We start from the raw sequence: 26,179 nt of genomic DNA on the forward strand, positions 1-26,179 counted from the left end.
CCGTAAAAAATGTACAGGACGTACAGAAGGTTATGATGGGAGCATGGCCTACGAGATTCCGGTGACGCAAGCCCGGGCTGAACTCGCCGAACTGATCAACCGCGTCGTCTACGGCGGCGAGCGCGTCGTCGTCACGCGGCACGGCAAACCGCTCGTCGCCCTCGTTTCGGCCGCCGACCTCGAACGACTCGAAAAGGAGGAGGCCGCGGAGCAGGAGCATGTGATCAGCTCGGTGTCGTCGATCGGCTCCACCGCGTCCGCTCCCGGCGAACGGCAGCGTTTCGGCATCGCCGCCGAGCACCGCGGGCACCACGGCCGGGACGACTGAACCTCCGTACGCGGCGAAGCGCCCCCGTCCGTCGGGACGGGGGCGCTTCGCGTTGCTGTGCGGGTGTGCGCGGATCAACCGGCGAGTGCGGGCTCCCGTGCGGCCGCGGTCGGTGCGGTGTCCGGCGTGGCGGTCCTGCGGCGGCCGCCGATGAGGACGGCGGCCAGGCCGAGCACCGCCCACACGCCGAGCGTCAGGGCCGCGCCGCCCGCCGCGGCGCCGTCGAAGAAGGAGACCGACCGCAGCAGCGACCCGCTCGCCCCCGGCGGCAGCAGCTGGCCGATCGTGCCGATGGGCCGGGGGAGCAGCTCGGGTGCGCTGGTCACCCCGGAGAACGGGTTGCCCAGGAGCACCATGAGCAGGGCGCCGATGCCGATGCCAGGAGTCCCGATCAGGGCGGCGAGCCCCGCGACCGGTGCGCCGATGGCGAGCACGGTCAGGGCGATGGCCCCGGCCTCGCTCCACCAGTCGCCGGTGAGGGCGCCGAGCCAGCTGTCCGTGACCGCGGTGGCCAGGAGCCCCACCGCGACGGCCACGCCCAGCAGCGCGGCCCCGGCCCGTGCGCCGCGCAGCCGCAGCATGGTCACGGCCGCACCGGCGGCGACCCCCGCGATGGCCAGCGGCATGATGCTCGAACCGAGCACGGCGCCCCTGGGGTCGGCGGCGGGGGCGGCCACCACGTCCGTGACCGGTACCGCCGTGCCGGCCGGGGCTCCGGCGCTCACGGCCTCGTGCAGCAGCTGGGCGACCACGGGGCCGGCCGCGCTCGCCGTGAGCAGTGCGGGGCCCTTCTCGGAGACGACGACCGCGCCGTACACGGCCCGGTCCTCGATCGCGTCCCGGGCCGCGGCCTCGGAGTCGTAGCGGTGGATGTCGAAGGCGCCGTCGCGCTCCTCGAACCGCTGCTGGAGGCGGTCCGCGGCCGGCGCGGACCCGGCGATCCCGATGGGCAGGTCGCGCGGGGCCGTCCGGGCGGCGGGCCAGGCGAAGGCCCACAGGGCCAGGGTCACCACCACCGGCACCAGCAGGACGACCCCCACCATGCGGCGGTTCGGGGTCAGGGGCATGGGTCGTGCCTCGATTCAAAGAGAATGATCGTTCGTTTTATGACTCTGCCACTGTCGCCCCGCTGCCGCTTCCTTGTCAAGAATGAATGTTCGTTTTAAGTTGGGTGCATGGCCCGTGTATCCCAGGAGCACCTCGATGCCCGCCGTCGGCAGATCCTCGACGGCGCCGCGCGCTGCTTCGCCCGCGACGGCTTCCACGGCACCTCGATGCAGGACGTGCTGGGGGAGGCCGGCCTGTCGGCGGGCGCGGTCTACCGCTACTTCGGCGGCAAGGAGGACCTGATCGCGGCCATCGCCACCGAGGCCGTCGAGGGAGTGCGCCGGGCCTTCGAGGGGGCGGCGCGCGACACCCCCGTCCCCGCCCCGGACGTCCTCATCGGCAGGGTGTCGCGGGCGCTGTTCCAGGACGGAATGGAATCGGGGCGGGGCCTTGAACCCCGGGCGTACGCGGGGCTGATCATCCAGGTGTGGTCGGAGACCCTGCGCAGCGAGCGGCTGGCGGCCACCCTCGCCGAGGCGTTCGGCGGGCTGCGCGGGGCGTGGACCGAGCTGGTCGGGCTGTACCGGGAGGCCGGGGTGCTCCGCGCGGACGTGCCCGACGAGCACGTCGCCCGGGCCCTGATCGCGACCGCCCAGGGGTTCATCGCCCAGCTCGCCATGTTCGGCGACACCGGCCCGGAGGTTCTGGAGAACGGTCTGCGCGGGCTGATGTCGATGGACGCGGTGAAGGCGGGCTGACCGCGCCCGCCCCGGCTCACCGCGCCGACCCGGGCTCACCCCCTCCGGTCGTGCTCCGCCAGCCAGGCGTCCTCCGCCGCGTAGTCGAACAGGCTCGTGCCGTACGACCGCAGCATGGCCGGATACGCGTCCTCCCAGTCCCGCCCCGCCAGCTGCCCGGCGATCCACTCGACGGTCTCCGGCAGCGACTCGGCGTACCCCGTCACCGGCCGGTAGCCGAGTTCCCGCTCGGCCGCTGACATGTCGAACACGATGGGGTGCGGCGCACTCCAGGGCGTCGCGCCGACGCCCTCGGGGGACGGGTCGCCCGGCATCAGCACCGTCTCCGTGCTCCGGCCAAGGACCGCGTCCACCGCCTCACCGATCTCCGCGACCGTAGGCGCCTGCGGGTCGGCGGCGTTCAGCACCCGGGAACCGGGCACGGCGGCGGCCAGCCGGATCAGCTCCGCCAGGTTCGCCGAGTGCACCGGGTGGAAGCGCGAGGTCCCGCCGTACGCCAGCACGCGCCGGGGCCGGCCGTCCAGCGCCCGCTTCACGAAGTACAGCTCACGCGGTGAGCGGCAGTGCGGTCCGTGCACCGCGCCCGCCCGCAGCAGCGTGGCGGGCAGCGCGTCGCCGGCCGCCAGGAGATCGCGCTCCAGCCGGATCTTGCGCGCCGCGTACGTGTCCTCGCCCGGCGCCACGGTGGCCAGTGACTCCGGGATCGGCACCGGATAGCGGGGCTCCCCGCCCGGTTCGGCCTGGGTGTCGAAGCTGTGGCCCTTCTCGTCCTCGTACACCGCGCCGCTGGATACGACCACGGCCGAGCCGATCCTGTCGGCGAGCCCGGTCAGCTGCCGGGCGTGCTGCCGCCCGTACGCCACCATGTCGACCAGGACGTCGCATCCCGGCCCGAGCGCCGACGCGAGCGCGCCCTCCTCGTCGCGGTCCAGGGCCACCGCCCTGACCCCGTCGTCCCACGCCTCGTCACGGCCTCCGCCGCGCGAGGCCGCCGTCACCTCCCAGCCGTCCTCCGACAGCGCGCGCACAGCGGCCCGCCCTATCTGCCCCGTTGCTCCCAGTACCCATGCGTGTCCCCTGCTCATACCCCGAACGCTAGGCCCGGTCCGCACCCCTGACCAGCGCCGTTCACTGCTCGCGAATACGCTGTCGGCGTCGTCGGCCGGGGAACCGGCCCGGCTGCGTCTCCTGGGCCGCCTGCTTGGCCTTCACGGCGTACTCGTCGACGTACTCCTGACCGGAGAGCCGCAGGATCGCGTACATGATCTCGTCGGTCACCGCCCGGATGGCCGCCTTCTCGTTCTCCAGGCCCGCGTAGCGCGAGAAGTCCAGCGGTTCGCCGAAGCGGATGGTGACCGGCTTGATGCGGGGGAGCCTCCTGCCGGGCGGCTGGATCTCGAAGGTGCCGACCATCGCGCAGGGCACCACCGGCACCTGGGCCCGGATGGCCATGACCGCGACCCCCACCTTGCCCTTGTAGAGCCGCCCGTCGTGCGAGCGCGTCCCCTCCGGGTAGATGCCCAGCAACTCGCCCCGCTCCAGCACGCCGAGTCCCTCGCGGATCGCGGCCTGCCCGGCCTCCTTGCCCGACCGGTCCACCGGGATCTGGCCCGCGCTGCGGAAGAACGCGGCGGTCAGCCGGCCCTTGATGCCGGGGCCGGTGAAGTACTCCGCCTTGGCCAGGAAGGTGATGCGCCGCTTGATGATCGCGGGCATCAGGAAGTGGTCCGAGAACGACAGGTGGTTGCCCGCGACGATCGCGGCGCCGTCGTCCGGGATGTGCTCCGTGCCCTCGATGGCCGGGCGGAAGAGCAGCCGCAGCACCGGCCCGAGGACGACGTATTTGAGGACGTAGTAGAACACGGTCTCTCCCCGGTCTGCGGAATCAGCGGGTCGGTGGGAGAGACATATACCCCGTGGTCGCAAGGCGACGCCGCGACCCCGTACAGCGGCGCGCCCCGGGCGGTCCCGCGCTCACATCGCCGCACCGAAGTCCTGGGTCCACACGATGCCGCCCGGGCTGTCCTGTATGCCCACGCCCAGCTCCTTGAACGAGCAGTTCAGGATGTTCGCCCGGTGGCCGGGACTGTTCATCCAGGAGTTCATCACGTCGGCGGGCGTCCGCTGGCCCTTGGCTATGTTCTCCCCGTACGTGCTCCAGCGGTAGCCGGCGGCTGTGATCCGCTCGCCCGGGCCCGACCCGTCCTGCGAGGTGTGCGAGAAGTAGTCGTGCGCGGCCATGTCCTCGGAGTGCCGCTGGGCGGCGGTCGTCAGCTGGTCGTTGCCGGTCACCGGGGAGCAACCCTCCTTGGTCCGCTCGGTGTTGACGAGCGCCAGGACCTGGTCCGCGTCCGACGACGCGCTCGGCGTCGGCTGCGCCGGGGCCGGCCGGGTCACCGGGGCCGACTTCGGCGCGGGCGGCTGCTTGCTCGCGGCCGCGGTCTTCTTCGGCTTCGGCGCGGCCTTCCTCTTCTCGGCCTTCGGGCTCGCGCTCCTGCCGGGGGAGTGCGAGGGCGAGGCGGACGGCGTCGGCGACACCGACGACTCGGCCTGCGCGGCCGCGGTGGCGGGACCGGATGCCTCGGGGGCGGTCGCGACGGAGACCTCGTCGTCGCCGTCGCCCGTCGACAGGTGCACGGCGGCGCCACCCGTTCCCAGGACGCCCACCGCGAGGACGGACGCCACCACGGCGTTGCGCCGACGGCGCCGCTGCGCCTGGTCGCGCCGCAGCTCCGCCCGGCCGGGGCGGCCGGACGCGGCCAGGGGCGTCGTGGCCGCGACCTCGGTCAGCCGCGGCGCCCGGCCCGCCGCGGCCACCGCGAGCGGTACCAGCGCCAGCCCCACGAGCAGCCCCTCGGCCGGGATCAGGCCCGAGCCGAACCCCGAGCAGACGGTGCAGCCGCGCGCGTGCCGTGCGATGCGCTTGCGCCACAGCGGCGAGGGCGCCCCGTCCCACCCGATGAGGATGTCGTCGAGGAGCACGCACCGCGGCTGCGCGCCCAGCGCGCCCACCACCACGCGGGCGGTGTCCAGCTGCGCCTTCATCCGCTGCACGCGTACGGCGGTGTGCTCGGGGGACAGCTCCATCGCGGCGGCCACCTCGGCCCGCGTCAGCTCGCCCGCCGCCTCCAGCCACCACAGCGAGAGCAGCGCCCGGTCGTCCTCGTCCACCCACCGGGTCGCCTCGGCGACCTGTCGGCGCTGCCCGGACAGGCCGAGGCGCAGGATCGTCACGTCCACGAAGTCGGCTGCCGGGTCGACCCGGTCCTGGCCGTGTGCCATGGGCTCGACGGGTATGGCCGCGGACTGCCGGTCGCGCCAGTGTCCGCGTATCTCGTTCATCGCGATGGCCACCAGCCAGGAGCGGAAGCGCGCCGGATCACGCAGGCCGGGCAGTGCCCGCAGCATGCGCAGGACCGTCTCCTGGACGACGTCGTCCACGTCCGCGTGGCCGTTCAGCGCGCGCCCGACGATGTTGTAGAGCAGCGGCAGACAGGACGCGACGAGTTGGTCCTTGGCGCGGGCGTCCCCGGCCCGCGCCGCCTTGATCAACGCCCGTTCGCGGTCCTGGCCCATGCTGTGCTCACTCTTCCGGAGTCCTGTTCTGGCTTCACGCACACCTGGGAGATGCGGCCCGGCGGGGACCATAACAAAAACCCGTCGCTCATTTGTACGTAGTGATGCTCGGTAGCTGTACGTGAAAGGGGTCCGGCCCCGCCACGGAGGTGGCGGGGCCGGACGAGGTCACCGGATCGTCCGGCGGGTGTTTCAGGGCGCGGTGCCCCAGGAGAGCGTGCCTGCCGTGTACACGCCGACCTTCGACGCGTCCGCGTACGAGGTGCCCGTGCCGTGGCTGTAGTCGTCCGCCTCGTTGAAGTTGGACCAGTCGCTCTTGTTCAGCCGCAGCTGCATCTCACCGGTGGAGGCGCCGGCCGCGAGGCTGCCGCTGCCGAAGGAGACCTCCAGGTAGTGGCTGGCACCGGCCGCCGAACCGTTCGTCTTCACCGCCAGGCTCAGCTTTCCGCAGCCCAGGACCGCGTAGTCGCACGAGGTGCCGAAGGTGGAGGAGCCGGACTCGGGGGTGAACCAGTAGCGCAGCTTCACCGTGGACAGGTCCACCGCCGTGCTGCCGGTGTTGACCAGCTGGAGACCGAACCGGATCTGGTTGTCGGTCGCGGAGGAGTCGTTGTTCTTGTACTGGACCTTCAGCGCGCCCGTCCCGGTGCCACCGCCGGCGGATGTGGTGACGGAGAGGGCCGAGGAGGCCGCCGAGACGTTACCGGCCGCGTCCTTCGCCTTGACCGTGTAGCTGTAGGCGGTCGAGGCCGACAGACCCGAGTCCGTGTACGAGGTCGTGGTGGTCGATCCCACCTTGGTGCTGCCCCGGTACACGTCGTAGCCGGTCACCGCCTTGTTGTCGCTAGACGCGGTCCAGGACAGCGAGACGCTGCTGCTGGTCTTCGCCGTGGACGTCAGCCCCGTCGGCGCGGTCGGCGCCTGGGTGTCGTCGTCGCCACCGCCGGGGTTCTCGCCGCTGCCGTCGATCGGCGGGTAGGCGTTGCGCACCAGCTCCTGGAACTGCGCGGAGAACCAGTGACCGGCGACCGGTGCGTTCGGCAGCGCGCCGGACATGCTGTTGCCGTTGCGACCGTTACCGGTGTACGTGGGGTCGCACATCCGGTCGAAGCCCTTGCCCTCGTCGTTGTCCTCGGGCTCGCTGTTGCCGTCCGACTCCCCCGGGGGCTTCGCCCACACGTAGGCGTCGATCCCTGCCTCGGGGGCGGCGGTGGGCCGCTCGCCGATGCCGGCGCCGGTCTGGTTGCACCAGTTGCCGGCGTGGATACGCCGGTCGACACGGCCGCCGTTGACGTAGGCGTCCACACTGGTCAGCGGACCCGCGGAGGTGGGCCGGTCGGCGCCGCCCCAGCCGTTGCGGGCCGTGTCGATGAGCATGCCGATGTTGGAGTTGAAGCCCTGGCCCACCAGCTGGGTGCGCAGCGCCTGGGCGAACGTCAGCTCATCGGTGTAGTAGTTCCAGTCGATCCACTTGGACTGGCGCACCGTGGTGCCGTTCACCGAGTCGGTGATCTTGAAGTTCGGCTCCTTGAGAGCCGAGTAGTTGGCCGTGTTCACGATGAAGCCGGAGACATCGTTGACCGTGGCGCCCTCGGAGGTGGCTGCCTTCTTGAACTCCAGGCCTGCCGGGGCCATGTTGCTGTCCCAGCCCAGCCAGCCGTGGTGGGCGGCGTCGATGTAGTTGTAGACGTTGGGGATGGCACCCAGGGTGTGCAGGGCGTAGCCCACACCCTTCTCGTAGTTGCCATTCGCCTTCATCGTCGCGCAGTCCTCGGTCGAACCGGCCGTACCGCCCGCATTCGTGACGATGTTGGGCAGCGAGTCGGGCTCGATGATGGTGACGATGCGGAGGTCGGCGTACGCCGGGTCGGCGAGGATCTCGGAGATCGGGTCGATGTACTCGTCCTTGTACCGGTCGAGCTCCGTGGGGCCGAGCTCGCCGTGGGACGCCAGGGCGGCACAGTCGCGTCCCGGCAGGTCGTAGATGACGACCTGGAACAGGTTCGCGCCCTGGGCGAGGGCGGTGTCCAGGTGGTCGCGCAGGCTCCTCTTGCCTTCCGTGCCCTCGATGGCCGCGATGCGGTCCATCCACACGAAAGCGGGCGTGTTCGCGATGGCCGCGCCACCCGGCTCGGCTGCCGCCAAGGCGGACCAGTCCGGGTTCACGTACGCCTTGGCGCCCACGTAGGGGTTGTCGACCCGGGCCGCCGCGGCGTCGGCGGTGGTGGGGAGGGCCACCGCCAGGGCCGCGCCCATGGCCAGGGCGGAGGCTGCGGCCAGCCTCCCGCGCATCCGGTTCTTGATGGTGCCTCTGGTACTCATTGCGGCTCCGTGCTCCTCTCGTACGCCTGCGGAAACTCCCCGCAGACGGGTTCATGGGGGGTGCTGCCCGATGGCGGGTTCAGCGGGGTGAGTGGTAGACCCGCCATCGGGAGTGGGTGGGGCGACCGGCGCTCCGGCCGGTCACGGGGGAGGCGCCGAGCGTCTGCTACGGCTCGACTCCCCAGGCCAGCGCGCCGGCGACATAGGCGCCGACCTTGGTGGAGTCCGCGTAGGAGGTGTTGGTGGCCCGGCTGTAGTCGTTGCTCTCGTCGAAGTTCGACCAGTCGCTCTTGTTGAGCCGCAGCTGGATCTCACCGGTGGACGCGCCGGCGGCCAAGGTGCCCGCGCCGCCGGTGAAACCGACCTCCAGGTAGCGGTCGGCACCGGTCCTCGGGCTGGAGACGGCGACCACCGTGTGCGTGACGGTGGAGGAGCCGAGCGCGGCGTAGTCGCAGTACGTGCCGAAGGTGCTCGGTCCGCCGTCCGCTGTGAACCAGTACCGGACCTTGACCGTCGACAGGTCGACCGGCGCGCTGCCGGTGTTCACCACTTGCAGGCCCAGCCGGATCTGGTTGTCGGTCGCGGAGGAGTCGTTGTTCTTGTACTGCACCTTCACCGCGCCGGTGCCGGTCGAGCCGCCTGTCTTCGTCTTGGCGAGGACCGCGTCGGACAGCGCCGAGGTGTTGCCGCCCGCGTCCCGCGCCGCGACCGCGTAGGTGTACTCGGTGGCGGCGGCCAGCCCGGTGTCGGTGAACGTCCGCCCGGTCGCGTTGCCCGCCAGCACACCGTTTCGGTACACGTCGTAGCCGGTCACCGCGACGTTGTCGGTGGACGCCGACCAGGAGAGCGAGACGCTGTCCTTGGTGGTCGCGCTCACCGTGAGGCCGGCCGGTGCGGTCGGCGGTTCGGTGTCGCCGCCCGGCTCACCGCCGCCGCCCTCCACCAGCAGCTCCGCGTAGATCGCGAAGGCCAGGGCGAGCGCGGCCTGCGCCCAGAAGCGGTGGTACGTGAAGACGGGCGCGTCCCCGCCGTCCAGGTACGCCTGCACCTTCGGCCAGTCCGGGTCGTCCTTGTACCAGCTGCGGATCGAGATGAACGTCGAACCGGGCCTGACCGGGTCGCCGTTGGGCATGGTGCCCGACCAGCCGGACGGGATGTACACCTCGTCGTCGAACCGGTTGTAGTCCCGCCGGGTCTCCGGCACCGAGATGCCCTTGTCCGTGGTGTTCGTCGCCATCGCGTCCAGCAGCGCCTTCGCCAGCGCCGCCGCGTCCTCGTCACCCGACTTCGCGGCGTAGTAGGTGAGCGTCTTGACGTACGCGGCGCCCACGCCGACGTCGTTGGCGTAGTCCACCACCGAGACGTGCAGACCGGAGTTGTCCCCGGGCGAGGAGGCGTTCCAGGTGTCGGGCTCGCCGGTCCAGTTGAGGGTGGAGGGGAAGCGGAAGCTGCCGTCGGCGCCGATGGTCGTCTCGCTCGACGCCCACGCGACCCACTTCGAGAGGACGGCCTCGGCGGCCGCGTTGCCGGTCACGTAGTAGTAGGCGGCGACGCGCTCCATGCCCCAGGCCTGGAAGCCGAACCAGTTGTTGCTCGCCGGGTCGTGGTACACCGGCTGCCAGTCGTACGCCATCCCGTAGAACGTGGGCGTGCCGGCCGGGGGCGCGCTGTAGCTGCCCTCCCAGCTGTTGGTGCAGCCGCCGGCAAGGGCGCCCTCGCTGGACTGGAGCCAGGTCAGGAATTCAAGCTGCCGGGTCAGGCTCTTGGACCAGTCGGACCTGGCCGTCGCGGACTTGGGGGTGAGCGAGGGCACGTTGGACAGCGCATACGCGGCGAGCGGGTTCTGGTAGCCCTGGTGCGAGGCGCTGTCACCGATGCGCCAGGCCCAGCCACCCCCGCTGCCCGAAGACCCTCCCCAGGCGTAGTACCACGACAGCAGGTAGTGCTGGGAGTCCCTGCCGGAGGCGGCGGGGCAGGAGTTGGGATCGGTGCAGCTGCCGATGCGCTTGAAGTACTTGTCGAACATGGCGTAGCGGAGGTAGTCGCCCATCTTCGCGGCCTTCGCCACCGACGCTGCGACCTGGCTCTCCTTGCCCTGCTCCGAGGCCCAGCGGTACGCCCAGTAGGCCGCCTGCACCGCGCGGGCGTCGGCGTCCGGCGCGTTGGTGTACTTCCACTGCTTGGCGTAGCTGGAGTCCCCGACGAACAGGTCGAGATACCCGTTGGGCCCGCCGTATTTGAAGAGATCAGTGGTCGGCTGCGGCACCGTCTCCCATACCGACTCCTGCGCACCGCGCTGATAGGTGTTGATGAAGGAGGCGCCGGCGCCGGGCCCGGACTCGCCGCCGGTACCCGGCTTGTTGCCGTAGCCGTAGACGTTGTCCAGGTCCATCAGCCAGTGCATGCCGTACACGTCCATCGTCCCGTAGGAAGAGGCGAGTTCGGCCGAGAGCGGGTCACTGCCCACCGGCACCGAGCCGTTCATGGCGGAGGGGTAGCCGCTGGGGAGCGGGTGCTCGGCCGCGAAGGTCGCGGGTGCCGAGGGCTTGTAGGAGTCACTGGTGGGCTGGTCGGCGTGCTGCGGGATGATGGTCTTCTCCGCCACCGCCCAGGCCGCGTTGAACGGCGCCCAGTCACCCGTCACCCTGCCGTACGCCGCCTCCAGCCACATCCAGAAGCTGACGGCCTCCGATGTCGTCTGGTGGCCGTGGTCCGGCGCCTCGACCATCAGGGTCTCGACCGAGTGGTACGGGAGACCGTCCGGGCTGAAGTAGCCGTTGGCGGCGTCCTTGATCTTGCCGTACTGGGTGAGGAAGGCCTGGGTGTACGGGTCGTCGGCCGCGGCGGCCGTACGGGCCTTGGCGCCGGCCTGTGCCGAGGCAGGCCCGGCGACCGCGGTGCCCTGCGTCAGGCCGAGGGCCAGCACGCTGCCGCCGAGGGCACTGCTGAACGTTCTACGTGATATCGACACAAATCCTCCAGTGGCGGGTGTCGTCGAGGGGGAGGGGAGGAGGGGAAGCGGTGGGGACGGGGTGCGGCGGAAGTGCGGGGAGGGTTTACGCGGGGGAGCGGGGGCCTGAGCGGGGCCCCCGGGATCAGGGCGCGACGCCCCAGACCAGGTCGCCGCCGGAGTGGACGGTGATCTTCGAGGTGTCGGCGTACGTGGTGCCCGTGCCGTGGCTGTAGTCGTCCGACTCGTCGAAGTTCGACCAGTCGGTCTTGCTCAGGCGCAGCTGGATCTCACCGGTCGAGGCGCCCGGGGCGAGGGTGCCGCCCGTAAAGCCGACTTCGAGGTAGTGGTCGGCGCCGGCCTTCGGGGTGCCCGCAGCGACCACCCGGTGCGTGATCGTGGAGCAGCCGAGCGGAGACCAGTCGCACCAACTGCCGTACGTGGAAGCGCCGTTGTCACCCGAGAACCAGTAGCGGACGGTCACGGAGGACAGGTTGACCGCGGTGGTGCCGGTGTTCACGAGTTGGAGACCGGGCTTGATCTGGTTGTCGCCGGCCGAGGTGTCGTTGCTGCGGTACTGCACCTTCAGCGCTCCGGGGGTGGAGCCGTCGTCACCCCCGTCGTCACCGCCGTCCTCGGCCCCCAGTGCGGTGCGCACGGCGGCGTAGGCGGGCTTCGGCGAGAGGTTGTCGTCGTACAGGTTGGCCGCGCCCTCGCCCGGGAAGGTGCTCGGGACCCAGGAGTACTTGTCCGTGTAGTCCCAGACCGTGATGCCGACACAGCGCTCGACGGCGAGGCAGGCGTCGACCACCTGCGCGTAGTACGAGGACTGGGTGGCGAGCTTCGTGGCGTCAGCCGGAAGTTGCATGCGCACGTCAAGCTCGGTGACGGCGACGTCCAGGCCGAGATCCGCGAACCGCTGCATGTTCGCCTGCATCTGGTACGGGAATCCGTACTGGATCGCCAGGTGGGCCTGCATCCCGACCCCGTCGAGCGGCACACCCTCGTCGAGCAGGTCGCTCACCAGGTCGTACAGGGCGTCGCTCTTCGCGCCCTTGCCCTCGACGTTGTAGTCGTTGATGTAGAGCTTCGCGTCCGGGTCGGCGGCGTGGGCCGCGCGCAGGGCCTTGGCGATGTAGTCCTTGCCCATCGCGTTGTAGAACGGGCTTGTCCGGAAGGTCCCGTCCTCGTTGAACGGCTCGTTCACCACGTCCCACGCCGTGACCTCGCCGCGGTAGTGGGTGGTCTCCGCGGTGATGTGGTCGGTCATGGCCGTCTCCACCTGCGCGGCCGGCAGTGAGCCGACCCAGCCGGGCAGCTGGTTGTGCCAGACCAGCGTGTGGCCGCGCACGGTCTGGCCGTGCTGCTGGGCGAAGTCGGTGATCACATCACCCTTGGCGAAGTTGAACTGACCCCGGGTGGGCTCGGTGGTGTCCCACTTCATGGAGTTGCCCGGGGTGATCTGCCCGAACTCGGAGCCGAGTTTCGCCGCGTAGGCCGCGTCGGGGAGCTCGGGGTTGTCGGTGGCGGAGCCGAAATACCTGCCCTGGGCCGCGGCGAGCTCGTGCAGTGTGTCCTGCGGTGCGGCCGACGCCGGCCCGCCCGCCAGGCCGGTGGCCAGGGCGAGTGCGCCGACCACGAGGGCCGGGAGCCCCGGGGTGCGGCGGGGCCTACAACGCTTCACCAAGCTCATGACAAACGCCTTCCTCTGCCGGGCAGTGCGGGACATCACGGGGAGCGCGGCTGCGCCCCGTAACGCCCTTGCCGCACAACGGCGTTGGGGGAGAAGGGAGGGTGTGGAGTGTGCAAGTCTTGATTGTGGGAGCGCTCCCAAGGTGGCGTGGCGACAGGCACCTGTCAAGGGTTGAAGCGCAACTGGCTTACGGGCGTGTGAACGCGGCCATACGTCGAACGGTGGCGCCGCGTACCGCAGTTGACGGGCGGGTAACGACCTGCGGCCGGCTCCGCGGTGATGCCCGCCGACACCTTTGCGGGGCGTTCGCAATCGCATGCGCGGGGTCGCCGGTGCGGCCGTGAGTGGTGCTGCGACGCGCGTCCGCGTGGGCACCGAGGGTGACAAGTGGCGGGCCCCGCGGCAGCCCCGAGCGGTTTCGGTCAGGAAGGTGAAGGGGCAGGCGGCCGCACGCGGGACGCCGATCCCGGGGCACGTCGGATCACCCTGAGGGAACCGCTGAAACCGCGCGGCCATGGACGGCGCGTGACGAGAGGGGCGCCAGGGGTGGCAGGCGTACGCGGGGCGGTTACGACGTTCGCGCCGTACGCGAAGGTGTACACGTCAACCAGCGGTGAGCCCCCGCACAGGTCTGCCGACCCCCGTGCGACTGGGGGCGCGCCCGCCCTCATGCGCTCCGGCCGCCCCGAACAACGGGCTGAGAACCGGTCACCGTATGCAGTGGTTCACCCCGGCGCAATGTCACCGGGGCGTCGCGCGCCGGTCCCGGAACATGCCATGGGAGCGCTCCATGCAAGCGCTGGGGCTCACCCGGACAACCCGATTCTCCGCCCCCGGACAACAACCCCGACTCACGCGGCAGGGCAGGCCCGGCGATGCGGCGCCGTAAAGGGCGAGGGGCGGCCACCGGCCGCCCCTCATGTCTCCCGCGTGGCCGCCATACCGATCGTGATCAGCCCCAGCAGCACCCAGCCGAACCAGAGCCAGCCGTTGCTTCCCAGGGCCACCGTGTAGGCGGTCACCGCCACCAGGGCTCCGGCGGTGAGCATCCCCATCGTCTTCGTGTATCCGGACATGCGCGCACCCTCCTCGTCGGCCGCGCGGCCGCAAAGACCATCGTCACCCGAAAGGAGGGTCCGCCGCTACTGTCCGCGCGCCTGCAACGACGCGAGATACGCGTTGTAAGCCTGGAGCTCCTGGTCCCCGTCGCGGTCCGCGGCCCGGTCCGTGCGCTTCGCCGTGCGCTGTTCCGAGCGGTACCACTGGAACACCAGGGCCACCAGGACCACCACCGAGGGGATCTCGCTGAACGCCCACGCGATGCCGCCGGCGGCGCTCTGGTCGGACAGGGAGTCGATGCCGAGCGAGACCGGCGGGTTCTTGTACACCTCGACCATCGGCGTGGAGGCCATCATGAGCGCGATCCCGAAGAACGCGTGGAACGGCATCCCGGCGAACAGCTCCAGCATCCGCATCACATAGCCGGGCCGGTGCGGCCCCGGGTCCACGCCCATGATCGGCCAGAAGAAGAACAGGCCGACCGCCAGGAAGTGCACCATCATCACGAGGTGCCCGGTCGTCGAGCCCATCAGGTAGTCGAAGAGCGGAGTGAAGTACAGGCCGTAGAGGCTGGCGATGAACAGCGGGATCGTGAACGCGGGATGCGTGACGATCTTCATGTACCTGCTGTGCAGCAGCATCAGGAGCAGCTCGCGCGGCCCCTTCGTCCCGCGCGGCGCCACCGGCAGGGCACGCAGCGCGAGCGTCACGGGAGCGCCCAGCAACAGCAGGATCGGCGACAGCATACTGATCACCATGTGCTGCACCATGTGCACGCTGAACATGACCATGCCGTAGTCGTTGAGCCGGGTGCACATCACCAGCGCGATGGTCAGCACGCCCACGACGAACAGGACCGTGCGGCCCACCGGCCACTCGTCGCCGCGCCTGCGGAGCCGCAGCACCCCGTACCCGTACAACAGCACGGCGAGGACGCAGCCGACCAGGAAGAACGGGTCCGCGGAGAACTGCAGCCCGCGTCCCAGCGTGAACGGCGGCAGGTCCATGTCCATGCCGTGCCCGCTGTGATCCATCTGTTCACTCCCGATGGGAACGCCGGGACGTCCCCGTTTCGTGCTGGTTGTCCCGACCAGAGTAGAACCGCCCCCGGCCGCTGATGCGGCCGGGGGCGGTCTCGGGTCGGGGTGTCGCGCTCAGAGCACGCACTCCGCCTCGGCGTACCGGGCGGCGGGCACCGTCTTCAGCGTCTCCACCGCGTGCGCCAGCGGCACCAGCGTGATGTCCGTGCCGCGCAGCGCCGTCATCATGCCGAACTCGCCGCGGTGCGCCGCCTCCACCGCGTGCCAGCCGAAGCGGGTCGCGAGGACGCGGTCGTACGCGGTCGGCGTGCCGCCGCGCTGGACGTGCCCGAGGATCACCGGGCGGGCCTCCTTGCCGAGGCGCTGCTCCAGCTCGACGGAGAGCTGGGTCGCGACGCCCGTGAAGCGCTCGTGGCCGTAGACGTCCTTGGCGCCCGACTGGAACTCCATGGTGCCCTCGCGCGGCTTCGCGCCCTCCGCGACCACGACGATCGCGAACTTCTTGCCGGCCGAGAACCGCCGGCCCACGACCTCGGTCAGCTCGTCGATGTCGAACGGGCGCTCCGGGACTACGACGGCGTGCGCGCCGGCCGCCATGCCCGAGTGCAGGGCTATCCAGCCGGTGTGGCGGCCCATGACCTCGACGATCATCACGCGCTGGTGGGACTCGGCGGTGGTCTTCAGCCGGTCCAGCGCCTCGGTGGCGACACCGACGGCGGTGTCGAAGCCGAAGGTGACGTCGGTGGAGGCGATGTCGTTGTCGATGGTCTTCGGGACCCCGACGATCGGCAGCCCCGCCTCGGACAGCAGGTTCGCCGCCTTGAGGGTGCCCTCGCCGCCGATCGGGATGATCGCGTCGAGCCCGAGATCCTTGACGTGGCCCCGGGCCGTCTCGACGCCCCCGCGCAGGTGTGCCGGCTGGACCCGGGAGGAGCCGAGGATCGTACCGCCACGGGCCAGGATGCCGCCCACGGCGTCCAGGTCGAGCTTGCGGTAGTCGCACTCGAGGAGGCCCCGCCACCCGTCGTGGAAGCCGATGACCTCGTCGCCGTGGTCGACCACAGCGCGGTGGACGACGGACCGGATCACGGCATTGAGGCCGGGGCAGTCGCCGCCGGAGGTGAGCACACCAATTCGCATTGCCCGGGAAACCTTTGCAACGTGGGCCGACGACCGGACCACGTCGTCCGGTTGGATCCCCGCCACCCTACCGGCGCAGGGTGGCGGGACCGAACCCGGCGTCCGCCTGCTGGACGCCGCTCATCCGAGCCCTGCGCCACTCATCGGACAACCAGCGAAATGCCTGGTCAGGCGGGCTGTGTGGCCGCGGCGACGCGCTCCGCGCGCAGCGCCTCGTACCACCGGTCGTCGGTCGGCGGGAGCGCGTTCACGTCGAGGGCCAGCTTGAGCAGCAGGTCCGCGATCATGGGGTTCCGCGCCATCACCGGACCGTGCATGTACGTGCCGAACACGGTGTCGTTGTACGCGCCCTCGGTGCCGTCGCCCGTGCCGTTGCCCCGGCCGAACCGCACCCGGGCGAACGGCCGTGCCGTCGGGCCGAGATGCGTGACGCCCTGGTGGTTCTCGAACCCGGTCAGTGGCGGAAGGCCGAGCTGGGGGTCGATGTCCGCGAGCACGTCGCCGACGCACCGCGCCCCCTCGCCGCGGGTCGACACCACGTCCAGCAGACCGAGACCCTGCTCGCGCTCACCGAGGTCGTTGATGAACTCGTGGCCGAGGATCTGGTAGCCGGCGCAGACCGAGAAGATGATCGCGCCGTTGGACGCCGCCCGGCTGAGGCCGCCGTCGCGGCGCAGCCGCTCCGCCGCCAGCCGCTGCGGCCGGTCCTCGCCGCCGCCGATCAGATAGATGTCGCCCGACGTGGGCACCGGCTGGTCGCTGCGCACGTCGACGCGCGACACGTCCAGGCCGCGCTGACGGGCCCGGCGCTCCACCACGAGGGCGTTGCCCTGGTCGCCGTAGGTGCTCAGCAGGTCCGGGTAGACCCACACCAGCCGCAGGCTGTTGTTGCTCATGCTTCGTCCTCTCCGGAGGGGCCCGGGGCCGGGGTCAGTTGCCGACACGGCGGCGCAGATCCTGGAAGGCGGTGTAGTTGGCGATGACCTCGATGCGTCCGGGCGGTGCCTGCTGGACGGCCTCGTCGAGGTTCTCGCAGACCCGGAAGTCGAGTCCGGCCACTTCGAGGCGGACCGCGAGGTCCAGCTTGCGGTCGCCGAGCACGAAGATCGGGTGGCCCGCGAGCTGCGTGTAGTCCACGTCCCACAGCCACGAGGTGTCCGTGCCGTCCGCGCCGCGCGCGTTCACGGAGAGGATCACCGGGGTGGGCGGCGGGTCGATCAGCGAGAACGTCTCCAGCCAGCCCGCCGGGTTCTTCGCCAGCAGCAGCCGCAGCTCACGGCCGAGGAAGCCCACCACGTCGTAGCGGCCGGCGACGGCCTGCACCTGGTACATCCGCTCCAGCGCCACCTGCGGCGGCACCCCGAAGACGGCGGCGACGGCCGCCGAACTCGTGGCGTTGGCCTTGTTGGCGCGGCCCGGGAGCTGGAGGTGGATCGGCCACGCCGAACCGTGCGGGTCCAGAACGTAGTCGCCGTGCAGCACCCAGCTCGGCGGCGGACGGCGGAAACCGCACTCGCCGCAGAACCAGTCGTCCCCGGGGCGCTGCATGACACCGCCGCAGGACGGGCAGGACCAGGCGTCGTCCTTCCACGCCTGGCCGGCCGCGACCCACACCACATTGGGGGAGGAGGACGCCGCCCAGACGATCAGCGGGTCGTCGGCGTTGGCGACGATCACGGACTTCGAGCCGGACAGCCCCTCGCGCCACTTCTCGGCCAGCATCCGGGTCTCCGCGGCCCGGTCCAGCTGGTCGCGCGACAGGTTGAGCAGCGCGATCACCTTGGGCGTCGTGTCGCGGGCCACACCGGCGAGGTACTTCTCGTCGACCTCGATCACGCCGTACTGCGCGTCCGAGCCGCCGGCCAGCGCCGAGGTGATGCCCGCGGGCATGTTGGCGCCGAGTGCGTTCGAGACGACCGGGCCCGCGGCCCGCAGCGCCTCGGCGATCAGCCGTGTAGTGGTGGTCTTGCCGTTCGTCGCCGACACGAGGATCACGTCCAGGTGCTGCGCCAGCCGCCCGAGCAGGTCGGGGTCGAGCTTGAGCGCCACCCGGCCGCCGATCACCGATCCGCTGCCCCGCCCGGCCGCCCGCGACACCGCCGCAGCGGCCTTGCCCGCCGTCACGGCCAGCTTGGCCCGCGGCGACAACGGCTCCGTGTTGCCTGCCATCGTCCTAGATCCTCCTTGCATCGGTCCGCCGCCCAGCCTATCGATGTCCGGCACTATGACCGTACGGCGGCACCGTCCGGCACGTGGACATCCCGTGGAATGGAGGACGCGTGAGCGGGCCGTCGCGTTCTCCACGGGCTTCGCCGGCGTCGGAAATCCCGGTGCGCGGGCGGCCGGGGGAGCGTTACCTTCGACCCATGGACGTCAACGGCATCACCACCACCGCGACCGCGCGAGCGCCCCGCTCGCCGGTTGCCGCCGTCTGACTTTCCCTTCCCCCGGCGACCGGAAACGGTCCGTCGGTGGTGTCGCGGTGTTCTCGCCCGCGGCCGGGTGACTGAACGGTTCCGTTCTCCGGCGCCTCCCGCGATCACGCGAAGGAGCCGTCCCCATGGACACCGAACAGCTGGCCCGTACCTTCATCGAGTACTTCGAGGAGCGCGGCCACCGCCGCATCACCGGCTCCACCCTGCTGCCGCCGCCCGGCGACCCCGTGCTCTTCACCACATCCGGGATGCACCCGCTCACCCCGTACCTGGAGGGCCGGCCGCATCCGCTGGGCAGCAGGCTGGTCAACCGGCAGCGCTGTCTGCGCACCACCGACCTGGACGAGGTCGGCGACGCCACCCATCTGACCGTGTTCGAGATGCTCGGCAGCTGGTCGCTGGGCGACTACGAGGGGCCGCAGAGTCTGGAGTGGGGATACGGGCTGCTCACCGAGGGCCTGGGGATCGACCCCGGCCTGCTGCACGCCACGGTGTACGCCGGTGACGAGCACACCGAGCGGGACACCGCCTCGCTGCGGGTGTGGGAGCACCTCGGCGTGCCGGTGGAACCGACCGCGGAGGACAACTGGTGGTCCAACGGGCCGGTCGGGCCGTGCGGCCCCGACTCGGAGATCTTCCTGTGGAGCGGCGAGGGCCCGCCCGTGTCCACGCCCACGGGGGACGACCGCTGGGTGGAGATCTGGAACCACGTCACGATGAGCCACCGCAGGCTCGACGACGGCTCGCTCGTGCCGCTGCCGCAGCGCAATGTCGACACCGGGCTCGGTCTGGAGCGGCTGGCCTCGCTGCTCCAGGGCCGGCGGTCGGTGTTCGAGTGCGATGTCTTCGACCCCTGGCGCCGGCTCGTGCCGGCCCTCTGGCCGCTGGACGAGCCCTCGCTCCGGCTGGTCTGCGACCACCTGCGCTCCGCCGTGGTCATCCTCGGCGACGGGGTGCGCCCGGCCGCCAGCGGACGCGGGTACGTGCTGCGCCGCCTGCTGCGACGGGCCCTGACCGTGCTCCGGCGCGACGACCCCTCGCGCACCCTGGACGACCTGCCGCCCGAGCTCGTCCGGCACACCCTGGACCGCTTCCGGCAGGACGCCGACCCGGGCGAGGTGCTGCGGGTGCTGACCGGGGAGGAGAGCCGGTTCGTCCGGCTCCTGGAACGCGGGCGACAGGTGCTGGCCCGGCCCCGGTTCCGCGGGCCGCTGACCGAGGAGGACCTGCACTACCTCCACGACACCCACGGCCTGCCGCGCGACCTGATCACGAGCCTGCGCGAGGAGTGAGCCGGCAGCGGTGCCGGGGCCGCCCCGGCACCGCTGGAGGTGTTATGGAGTGACAACGTTCCCGCCGAAGGACACGACCAGGTGGCCGTCGGACGCGAACGACCAGGCGAGAGCGCCGGAGTAGGCGGAGCACCGGGAGCCGTTCGACCCGGACCAGAACTGGTTGGAGCCGTCGGCGTCCCCGACGGTCTTGTCGTTGGAGCCGTCGCCGCTGCGGCAGGAGGTGTTGGAGCGGAACACCGAAGTGCCCTTGTCGAAGGAGAAGTTGCGCTCCTCGTTGTCGATGCCGACGTTGTCGGACACGGTCATCGAGCCGGGGTTGCTGTTGTACGTGAAGCCGTGGTGACCGTTGTTGTAGGCGATGTTGCGCCGCACGACGTGGTCGACCTCGATGCCGTCGCCGCCGAGCTTGAAGCCGTTGCGGTCGCCGTCCTCGTTCACGGTCCCGTCCGAGAGGGTGCCGTTGTCGTAGCTGAGGGAGTCCTCGATCGTCACCGGTCCGATGGGGCCGGTGTCCTTCTTGGTGTACAGGTCCCAGCCGTCGTCGATGTTGTTGTGGGAGACGGTGTAGCGGAAGACGTTGCCGGGGCCCGCGGTGAGCTTGGCGGCGAACCCGTCGGCGTCCTCGCCGTCCGAGTCGGCGTTGTCGTGCGACTCGGAGCTGAGGACGAGGTTGTTCGCGGGCCACTCGTCGTCGGGGGTGCTGGAGGAGATCCGGGAGATCTGCAGGCCCGAGTCGTGGTTGAAGCGGGTCACGACGCGCTCGATGACGTTGTCGCTGCCGCCGACGAAGATGCCGTTGTCGCCGGCGTGCTCGACCGTGATGCCGTCGATGTGCCAGTAGTCGCCGTTCACGGCGAGCCCGCGGTTGGCCGGGTCCTCGCTCATCTCCGAGAAGTTCAGCACCGGCTTCTCGCCCGGGTAGGCGGCCATGGTGGTGCGGGCGCCCGATGTGCCGTCGTTGCCCGGCGGGATGGTGACCGTCTGCCCGTAGCGGTACGTGCCGCCGCGCAGGTAGATCGTCCCGCCGGCGCCCACCCGGCTGATCGCCGAGGCCAGCGTGGTGGGGTCCGATTCGCTGCCTGCCGCGTCGGTGGTGCCGTCCGGTGCCACGTACAGCGCGGCGGCCGTGATGGAAGCGTTTTCCTGACCGGGCGCGGCTTGCGCCGTGGCGCCCAGGGCGGTGAGAGATCCGGCCAGCAGGCCGATACATGCAAGAACAGGCTTGTGCTGCATCTTCGACTCCAGGTGGGGGGAGTGAACCGAACGGGGCTGCCGCCCGGCTTGGTGCAAGCGCTTTCCGTTGACCGTAGAGTGACAGCATGGGCACGTCAATGGTCATGCATGTGTTTGCTGATCCAGTATGTGAACGCCGGGATGGTCCTACGTGAAGGTGTGCGGGCGCAGCATCACGAGGGAGTCCTCCTGCGTCGCGACGATGGCGAAGGAGAACCGGTCAAGTTCGAGGCAGTAGCGCCACGTCCTCGGGGTGGGCCCCCGCGCGCACCCCCGTGCCAGCTCGGCAGCGGCGCGCGAATCGCCTGCCCGACGCAGAAATGGCTCCGCGTCCACCGCCTCCCCGGCCGCCCGGCGGGCGATGTACTGGGCGCACGCCAGGTCCTCCTCGGCGCGACCGTCCTCACCGGTGACCACGAAGGTGACGTCCCCGCCCGTGCGCTGCCGCAGCAGCCGCGCCGTCGCCTCCGCCACCACGAAGCCGGCGCACAGCACCAGGGGTGCGTCCTTCACCGCGAGGGCGCCGACCGTCCCCGCCGTGGTCTTCTGCACCACGGTCCGGCCGCTCGGGTCCCGCGAGCGCAGCTGCCCCGGCGAGTTGACCGCGTCGACCCCGGGCGCGGGGGCGCCGTCCTTGAGTGCCACCCAGTCAGGGTGACGGCTCTTGAGCGCCGGCGCCTCGTCCAGTGAGCCGGCGAGCACGATCTTCTCCGTGCCCCGGGCGAAGGCCCAGGCGGCCACGGTGCAAGCGCGCATGACATCGACGACGACCGCCACGGAGGGGGCCGCGGACAGCTCGGCGATACCGAGGAAGCGGGCGTCCATCCGACCATGGTCACCCCTGGCCGGTCGTGCCCGCCCGGAGAGTGGTGCGCATCATGCCGACGGCCCCGGAAAGGCCGCCCGGGTGACCGGGGCGACGGTGTTGACACAGGTCCGAGACCGGGAAGTCCGGCGTCTCCGGCGCCATCCCCCGGAACGTACGATGTCCGCCATGCGCAACCGCCCGATCCCCGGCAGCTCCGGAATCGTCCGCACCATGAGCCTGCTCGGCGACCCGGTCCTGCACGCGCCCTGTGAACCGGTCACCGACTTCGGTCCCTCGCTCGCCCGGCTCGTCGAGGACATGTACGCCACGATGTACGAGGCGCGGGGCGTCGGGCTCGCCGCCAACCAGATCGGTGTGGCCTCAAGGGTGTTCGTATTCGACTGCCCCGACGACGAGGACGTGCGCCACCTCGGGCACGTGGTCAACCCGGTCCTGGTCGAGGCGGACGGGATCACCGTGCGCGGGGCCGAGGGCTGCCTCTCGCTGCCGGGCCTGGAGGCCGGTACACCGCGTTACGACCACGCGGTCGTCGAGGGCGTCACGATGACGGGCGAGCCGGTCCGGATCGACGGCACCGGCTTCTTCGCCCGCTGCCTCCAGCACGAGTGCGACCACCTGGAGGGCCGGGTCTACACCGACCGGCTGACCGGGCTGCGCCGGGCCCGGGTGCTGCGCGTGGCCCGCCGGGCGCCCTGGGGGCGTACCGGCTGACGGGCCGTCAGAAGCCGGGGCCGTCCGCGCGGTCGCCCGCCTCGGCCAGCCTGCCCCAGAGGAGGTCGGCCAGGCTGCGGACCAACTGCTCGCGCGAGCAAGGGCGTTCGCCGAGCCACCAGTCGCCGGCCGCGTGCATCATGCCGACGATGCCGTGGCCCCAGATCCGGGCCATCGCCTCGCTGTCCGGGCCGAGGTCCACCCGCTCCGCGATGACGGTGGCCAGTTCCTCGCCCAGCCGGCGCAGCAGCGGTGCGGAGTGCCTGCCCACGTCGAAGCCCTGCTCGGGGGAAGGGGCCGCGTCGTCGGACGGGTGCATCAGGAAGCGGTACACCTGGGGGCGCGCCTCGATCGCGGCGAGGTAGGTGTCGAGCGTCGACTCGACCCGTGCGCGCCGGTCGGCGGGGGCGTCGAGCGCGGCGCGCAGGGCGCTCAGCAGCGCATCGGTGTGCCGCTTGGCGAGGGCGCGGTAGAGCCCGCCCTTGTCGCCGAAGTGCCGGTAGAGGATCGGCTTGGTGATCCCCGCCTCCGCCGCGATGGCGTTCATCGAGGCGCCGGGGCCGTCCCTGAGCACCACGCGGTCGGCGGCTTCCAGCAGCTCGCGGCGGCGCCCCTCGGCCGCGCTCCGCTGGCGCGCGGCCTGTCGTGTGGTCTCCATGTCGTCTCTCCCACCCCTGACCGTGCTGTCCGTCGTGCCTGCGCAACGTAACACCCTGTCCGGCGCGGTGCGGATGGCGTCTCATCCGGTTGACAGAGGCTACTTGCCAGTAACAGACTGTTGTTACCGCAAGTAACGAAGCGTTTCGACGACAGCACGTGGAGGGGAACATGGCCGAGTTCACGCTTGAGCTCAACGATGACCAGAAGCAGGTCCGTGACTGGCTCCACGGCTTCGCCGCGGACGTGATCCGGCCGGCCGCCTCCGAGTGGGACGAGCGTGAGGAAACGCCCTGGCCCGTCATCCAGGAGGCGGCGAAGGTCGGGATCTACTCCCTCGACTTCTACGCCCAGCAGTTCTTCGATCCTACGGGGCTCGGCATCCCGATGGCCATGGAAGAGCTGTTCTGGGGCGACGCGGGCATCGCCCTGTCCATCGTCGGTACGGGCCTGGCGGCCGTGGGCGTCCTCGCCAACGGCACCGAGGAGCAGATCGGCACCTGGATCCCGCAGATGTACGGGGACGCCGACGACGTGAAGGTCGCGGCCTTCTGCTCCTCCGAGCCCGACGCCGGCTCCGACGTCGCGTCGATGCGCACCCGCGCGGTCTACGACCAGGCCAAGGACGAGTGGGTGCTCAACGGCACCAAGACCTGGGCGACCAACGGCGGCATCGCCAACGTCCACGTGGTCGTCGCGGTCGTCGACCCCGAGCTCGGCTCCAAGGGGCACGCCTCCTTCATCGTCCCGCCGAACACCCCCGGCCTCTCCCAGGGCCAGAAGTTCAAGAAGCACGGCATCCGCGCCTCGCACACCGCCGAGGTCGTCCTGGAGGACGTGCGCGTTCCGGGGCACTGCCTGCTCGGCGGCAAGGACAAGCTGGACCAGCGCCTCGCCCGCGCCCGCGAGCGCGCCGCCACCGGTGGCGAGCGCGTGAAGAACGCGGCGATGGCCACCTTCGAGGCGTCCCGCCCGGCCGTCGGCGCCATGGCAGTCGGCACCGCCCGTGCCGCGTACGAGGTGGCGCTCGACTACGCCAAGACGCGGACCCAGTTCGGCCGTCCGATCATCGACAACCAGGGCATCGCCTTCCAGCTCGCCGACATGCGGACCCGGATCGACGCGGCCCGGCTGCTGGTCTGGCGCGCCTCCTGGATGGCCACCACCGGCAAGCCGTTCGAGTCGGCCGAGGGCTCCATGTCCAAGCTGTACGCGAGCGAGACGGCCAAGAAGGTCACCGCCCAGGCGGTCCAGATCCTCGGCGGCAACGGCTTCACCCGCGAGTACCCGGTGGAGCGCATGCACCGCGACGCCGCGATCTACACGATCTTCGAGGGCACCAGCGAGATCCAGCGGCTGGTCATCGCCCGCACCCTGTCCGGCATGCCCATCCGCTGACACCCCTGGCGGCCCGCACCCACGAGCGGCCCCCGGCCCCCGGTTCACCACCGGGGGCCGGGGGCCGCCCGCGTCCGCCGTCACGATGGTGTGCGCCTGCCATGTACCTGTAGATTCCCCGTGGAGATCGTGACCGGGACATGGAGGGGGCAGCGATGGTGGGGTCCGGTGCGGGACGGATCGCGGCAGTCGCCGCCACGGCGTTCGGGCTCGTCGTCACCGTACAGACGACGGCGTCCGCCGAGCCGCGGACGGTCGACGCGGTCTTCGGCGGCTACGGGGAGTGGAACGCCGATCCGTACGGCTCCGCCCCCGGGGACTCGATCCGCGCCTGCGACACCGAGGCCGACGGCTGGAGCGTCGAGGTGAAGCTCGACATAGACCGCGACGGCACCTGGGACCGCGTCGCGACCACCCGAGGCCACACCGCGCCCTACTGCACGCCGTGGAAGACCGGCAACATCAAGGAGGACACCCCCGTCCGCGTCCAGGTGACGAACGTGGGCGGAGATGCCACCTACCCCAAGGGCTCCCTGCTGCTGAGCCGCGCCTAGGCGGGCAGCTGGGCCTCGATCGCCGCGACCAGTTCCGGGGCGTCCGGCTCGGTGCGGGGGCGGATGCGGGCCACCGGCTCGCCCGCCGGGGAAATCAGGAACTTCTCGAAGTTCCACTGGACGTCCCCGGCCTCGCCGTCGGCGTCCGCGAGCCGGGTCAGCTCCACGTACAGCGGGTGCCTGCCCTCGCCGTTCACCTCGGTCTTCTCCAGCAGCGGGAAGCTCACTCCGTACGTCGTCGAGCAGAACGTCTCGATCTCCTCGGCGCTCCCCGGTTCCTGGCCGCCGAACTGGTTGCACGGCACACCGAGCACGGTGAGGCCGCGGTCCCCGTACTCCTTCTGGAGCCGCTCCAGACCTGCGTACTGCGGGGTCAGACCGCACTTCGATGCCACATTCACCACCAGCACCGCCCGGCCCCGGTAGTCGCCCAGCGACGTCGGCTCGCCGCCCAGGGTGCGCAGCGGAATGTCGTACAGCGTCATGGATGTCTCCTCATCGGTGTCTTCGGGGATCATTCTCGTCCCCGGCCGCCCTCCGGTACGAGACCGGCCGCCTTGTAGTAGAAGGTCGTCGGCTTCAGCACTCCGGCCGGGTCGGCCGCGTAGTCCGGGACGGACCCGCACTCCGTCCAGCCCGCCGCGCGGTACAGCCGCTCCGCCGGGCTGCCGCTCTCCGTGTCCAGGACCAGCAGCGTGACACCCTCCTCGGCCGCCGCGCGCTCGACCGCGGCCAGCAGCTCCCTGCCGAGACCGCGCCCGCGCGCCGACGGGCGGACCATCAGCTTGGCCACCTCCGCGCGGTGGCGGGCATTGGGCAGCGGGGCCCGCACCAGGCCGATCGTCCCCGCGATGCGTTCCCCGTCCCGGGCGATCCACACCTCCAGCTGCCCCGCCTCCACGGACGCGGCCCTGGCGCGCCACCACTCGGCGGCGGCGGCCCGGTCCAGCGGCGCGAGGAAGCCCACCGATGAGCCGCCCTCGACGGTCTCCACCAGCAGTGCGGCCAGCTCATCGGCGTAAGTGACCAGCTCGGGTCCGGACACCGGGACGATCTCGGTCATGGGGCAGTCCTTCCACGGGACGAGGGGGCGGCACCGGCGGGGGCCGTACGCCGGCCCGCGCGGAGAGCGGCGTGATCATAAGCCGCCGCCC

The 26,179-nt window shown here is 71.2% G+C and carries 22 protein-coding genes and 1 pseudogene; 6 read left to right on the plus strand and 17 right to left on the minus strand.

Translation table 11 applies throughout. The features are described from left to right. Nucleotides 1-43 precede the first annotated feature (43 nt). Nucleotides 44-328, plus strand: coding sequence for a type II toxin-antitoxin system Phd/YefM family antitoxin (locus tag BLW14_RS28005; RefSeq protein WP_018522806.1), 285 nt, complete (start codon nucleotides 44-46; stop codon nucleotides 326-328). 74 nt (nucleotides 329-402) lie between these two features. On the opposite strand, the gene BLW14_RS28010 is transcribed toward BLW14_RS28005, so the two are convergent. Then, entirely contained in the window at nucleotides 403-1,395 is a 993-nt protein-coding gene (locus BLW14_RS28010; protein WP_093709910.1) for a hypothetical protein, read from the minus strand. Nucleotides 1,396-1,503: 108 nt separating this feature from the next. On the opposite strand from BLW14_RS28010, the gene BLW14_RS28015 reads away from it, so the two are divergent. Continuing rightward, nucleotides 1,504-2,133: a TetR/AcrR family transcriptional regulator gene (locus BLW14_RS28015; protein ID WP_093709911.1), complete on the plus strand. Its 630-nt coding sequence runs from the start codon at nucleotides 1,504-1,506 to the stop codon at nucleotides 2,131-2,133. Nucleotides 2,134-2,168: 35 nt separating this feature from the next. On the opposite strand, the gene BLW14_RS28020 is transcribed toward BLW14_RS28015, so the two are convergent. From BLW14_RS28020 to BLW14_RS28065, 11 genes are all read right to left on the minus strand, one after another. Then, nucleotides 2,169-3,218: an NAD-dependent epimerase/dehydratase family protein gene (locus BLW14_RS28020; RefSeq protein WP_093709912.1), complete on the minus strand. Its 1,050-nt coding sequence runs from the start codon at nucleotides 3,216-3,218 to the stop codon at nucleotides 2,169-2,171. Nucleotides 3,219-3,261: 43 nt separating this feature from the next. Next, nucleotides 3,262-3,996, minus strand: coding sequence for a lysophospholipid acyltransferase family protein (locus BLW14_RS28025; RefSeq protein ID WP_093709913.1), 735 nt, complete (start codon nucleotides 3,994-3,996; stop codon nucleotides 3,262-3,264). 111 nt (nucleotides 3,997-4,107) lie between these two features. Next, nucleotides 4,108-5,709, minus strand: coding sequence for a sigma-70 family RNA polymerase sigma factor (locus tag BLW14_RS28030; protein WP_093709914.1), 1,602 nt, complete (start codon nucleotides 5,707-5,709; stop codon nucleotides 4,108-4,110). A 192-nt stretch (nucleotides 5,710-5,901) separates the two neighbouring features. Further along, a complete protein-coding gene (locus tag BLW14_RS28035; RefSeq protein ID WP_093709915.1) occupies nucleotides 5,902-8,031 on the minus strand; it encodes a glycoside hydrolase family 6 protein in 2,130 nt (709 codons plus the stop codon). 166 nt (nucleotides 8,032-8,197) lie between these two features. Then, nucleotides 8,198-10,957: a glycoside hydrolase family 48 protein gene (locus tag BLW14_RS28040; RefSeq protein WP_093709916.1), complete on the minus strand. Its 2,760-nt coding sequence runs from the start codon at nucleotides 10,955-10,957 to the stop codon at nucleotides 8,198-8,200. A gap of 169 nt (nucleotides 10,958-11,126) precedes the next feature. Next, on the minus strand, nucleotides 11,127-12,674 hold the full coding sequence (locus BLW14_RS28045; protein ID WP_256332889.1) for an endo-1,4-beta-xylanase: 1,548 nt from the start codon (nucleotides 12,672-12,674) through the stop codon (nucleotides 11,127-11,129). A gap of 917 nt (nucleotides 12,675-13,591) precedes the next feature. Next, nucleotides 13,592-13,750, minus strand: coding sequence for a hypothetical protein (locus BLW14_RS34625; RefSeq protein ID WP_177154120.1), 159 nt, complete (start codon nucleotides 13,748-13,750; stop codon nucleotides 13,592-13,594). 66 nt (nucleotides 13,751-13,816) lie between these two features. Next, complete coding sequence (locus tag BLW14_RS28050; protein ID WP_093709918.1) at nucleotides 13,817-14,767, minus strand: cytochrome c oxidase assembly protein; 951 nt, start codon at nucleotides 14,765-14,767, stop codon at nucleotides 13,817-13,819. Between the two features lie 120 nt (nucleotides 14,768-14,887). Further along, entirely contained in the window at nucleotides 14,888-15,913 is a 1,026-nt protein-coding gene (locus BLW14_RS28055; protein ID WP_093709919.1) for a 6-phosphofructokinase, read from the minus strand. A 167-nt stretch (nucleotides 15,914-16,080) separates the two neighbouring features. Further along, nucleotides 16,081-16,809 (minus strand): type 1 glutamine amidotransferase, encoded by a 729-nt coding sequence (locus BLW14_RS28060; RefSeq protein WP_093709920.1) that lies wholly within the window; start codon nucleotides 16,807-16,809, stop codon nucleotides 16,081-16,083. A gap of 34 nt (nucleotides 16,810-16,843) precedes the next feature. After that, on the minus strand, nucleotides 16,844-18,082 hold the full coding sequence (locus BLW14_RS28065; protein ID WP_093709921.1) for a Mur ligase family protein: 1,239 nt from the start codon (nucleotides 18,080-18,082) through the stop codon (nucleotides 16,844-16,846). A 391-nt stretch (nucleotides 18,083-18,473) separates the two neighbouring features. Between BLW14_RS28065 and BLW14_RS28075 the strand changes: the two genes are divergently transcribed. Then, nucleotides 18,474-19,640 carry an alanine--tRNA ligase-related protein gene (locus BLW14_RS28075; protein WP_093709922.1) on the plus strand — a complete coding sequence of 389 codons (1,167 nt, stop codon included), beginning with the start codon at nucleotides 18,474-18,476 and terminating at the stop codon, nucleotides 19,638-19,640. A 42-nt stretch (nucleotides 19,641-19,682) separates the two neighbouring features. Here BLW14_RS28075 and BLW14_RS28080 read toward each other — a convergent pair whose 3' ends face one another. Beyond that, on the minus strand, nucleotides 19,683-20,876 hold the full coding sequence (locus tag BLW14_RS28080; protein ID WP_177154121.1) for a right-handed parallel beta-helix repeat-containing protein: 1,194 nt from the start codon (nucleotides 20,874-20,876) through the stop codon (nucleotides 19,683-19,685). 147 nt (nucleotides 20,877-21,023) lie between these two features. Next, a pseudogene (locus tag BLW14_RS28085) lies at nucleotides 21,024-21,701 on the minus strand (2-phosphosulfolactate phosphatase). 169 nt (nucleotides 21,702-21,870) lie between these two features. Here BLW14_RS28085 and def point away from each other — a divergent pair. After that, on the plus strand, nucleotides 21,871-22,416 hold the full coding sequence (gene def / locus BLW14_RS28090; RefSeq protein WP_177154122.1) for a peptide deformylase: 546 nt from the start codon (nucleotides 21,871-21,873) through the stop codon (nucleotides 22,414-22,416). Nucleotides 22,417-22,423: 7 nt separating this feature from the next. Here def and BLW14_RS28095 read toward each other — a convergent pair whose 3' ends face one another. Next, complete coding sequence (locus BLW14_RS28095; protein ID WP_093709925.1) at nucleotides 22,424-23,074, minus strand: TetR/AcrR family transcriptional regulator; 651 nt, start codon at nucleotides 23,072-23,074, stop codon at nucleotides 22,424-22,426. Nucleotides 23,075-23,244: 170 nt separating this feature from the next. Between BLW14_RS28095 and BLW14_RS28100 the strand changes: the two genes are divergently transcribed. Both BLW14_RS28100 and BLW14_RS28105 read left to right on the plus strand, forming a co-directional pair. After that, a complete protein-coding gene (locus BLW14_RS28100; RefSeq protein ID WP_093710868.1) occupies nucleotides 23,245-24,471 on the plus strand; it encodes an acyl-CoA dehydrogenase family protein in 1,227 nt (408 codons plus the stop codon). Nucleotides 24,472-24,626: 155 nt separating this feature from the next. Then, nucleotides 24,627-25,025 carry a hypothetical protein gene (locus BLW14_RS28105; RefSeq protein ID WP_093709926.1) on the plus strand — a complete coding sequence of 133 codons (399 nt, stop codon included), beginning with the start codon at nucleotides 24,627-24,629 and terminating at the stop codon, nucleotides 25,023-25,025. Here BLW14_RS28105 and BLW14_RS28110 read toward each other — a convergent pair. Both BLW14_RS28110 and BLW14_RS28115 read right to left on the minus strand, forming a co-directional pair. Next, the gene (locus tag BLW14_RS28110; RefSeq protein WP_093709927.1) at nucleotides 25,022-25,510 is read right to left on the minus strand and encodes a glutathione peroxidase; all 489 of its coding nucleotides are present in this window, start codon (nucleotides 25,508-25,510) and stop codon (nucleotides 25,022-25,024) included. The genes BLW14_RS28105 and BLW14_RS28110 overlap by 4 nt on opposite strands. 29 nt (nucleotides 25,511-25,539) lie before the next feature. Next, nucleotides 25,540-26,088 (minus strand): GNAT family N-acetyltransferase, encoded by a 549-nt coding sequence (locus BLW14_RS28115; protein WP_093709928.1) that lies wholly within the window; start codon nucleotides 26,086-26,088, stop codon nucleotides 25,540-25,542. Nucleotides 26,089-26,179: the final 91 nt, after the last annotated feature.

It is taken from the genome of Streptomyces sp. 2131.1, assembly GCF_900105515.1.
Lineage (GTDB): Bacteria > Actinomycetota > Actinomycetes > Streptomycetales > Streptomycetaceae > Streptomyces > Streptomyces drozdowiczii.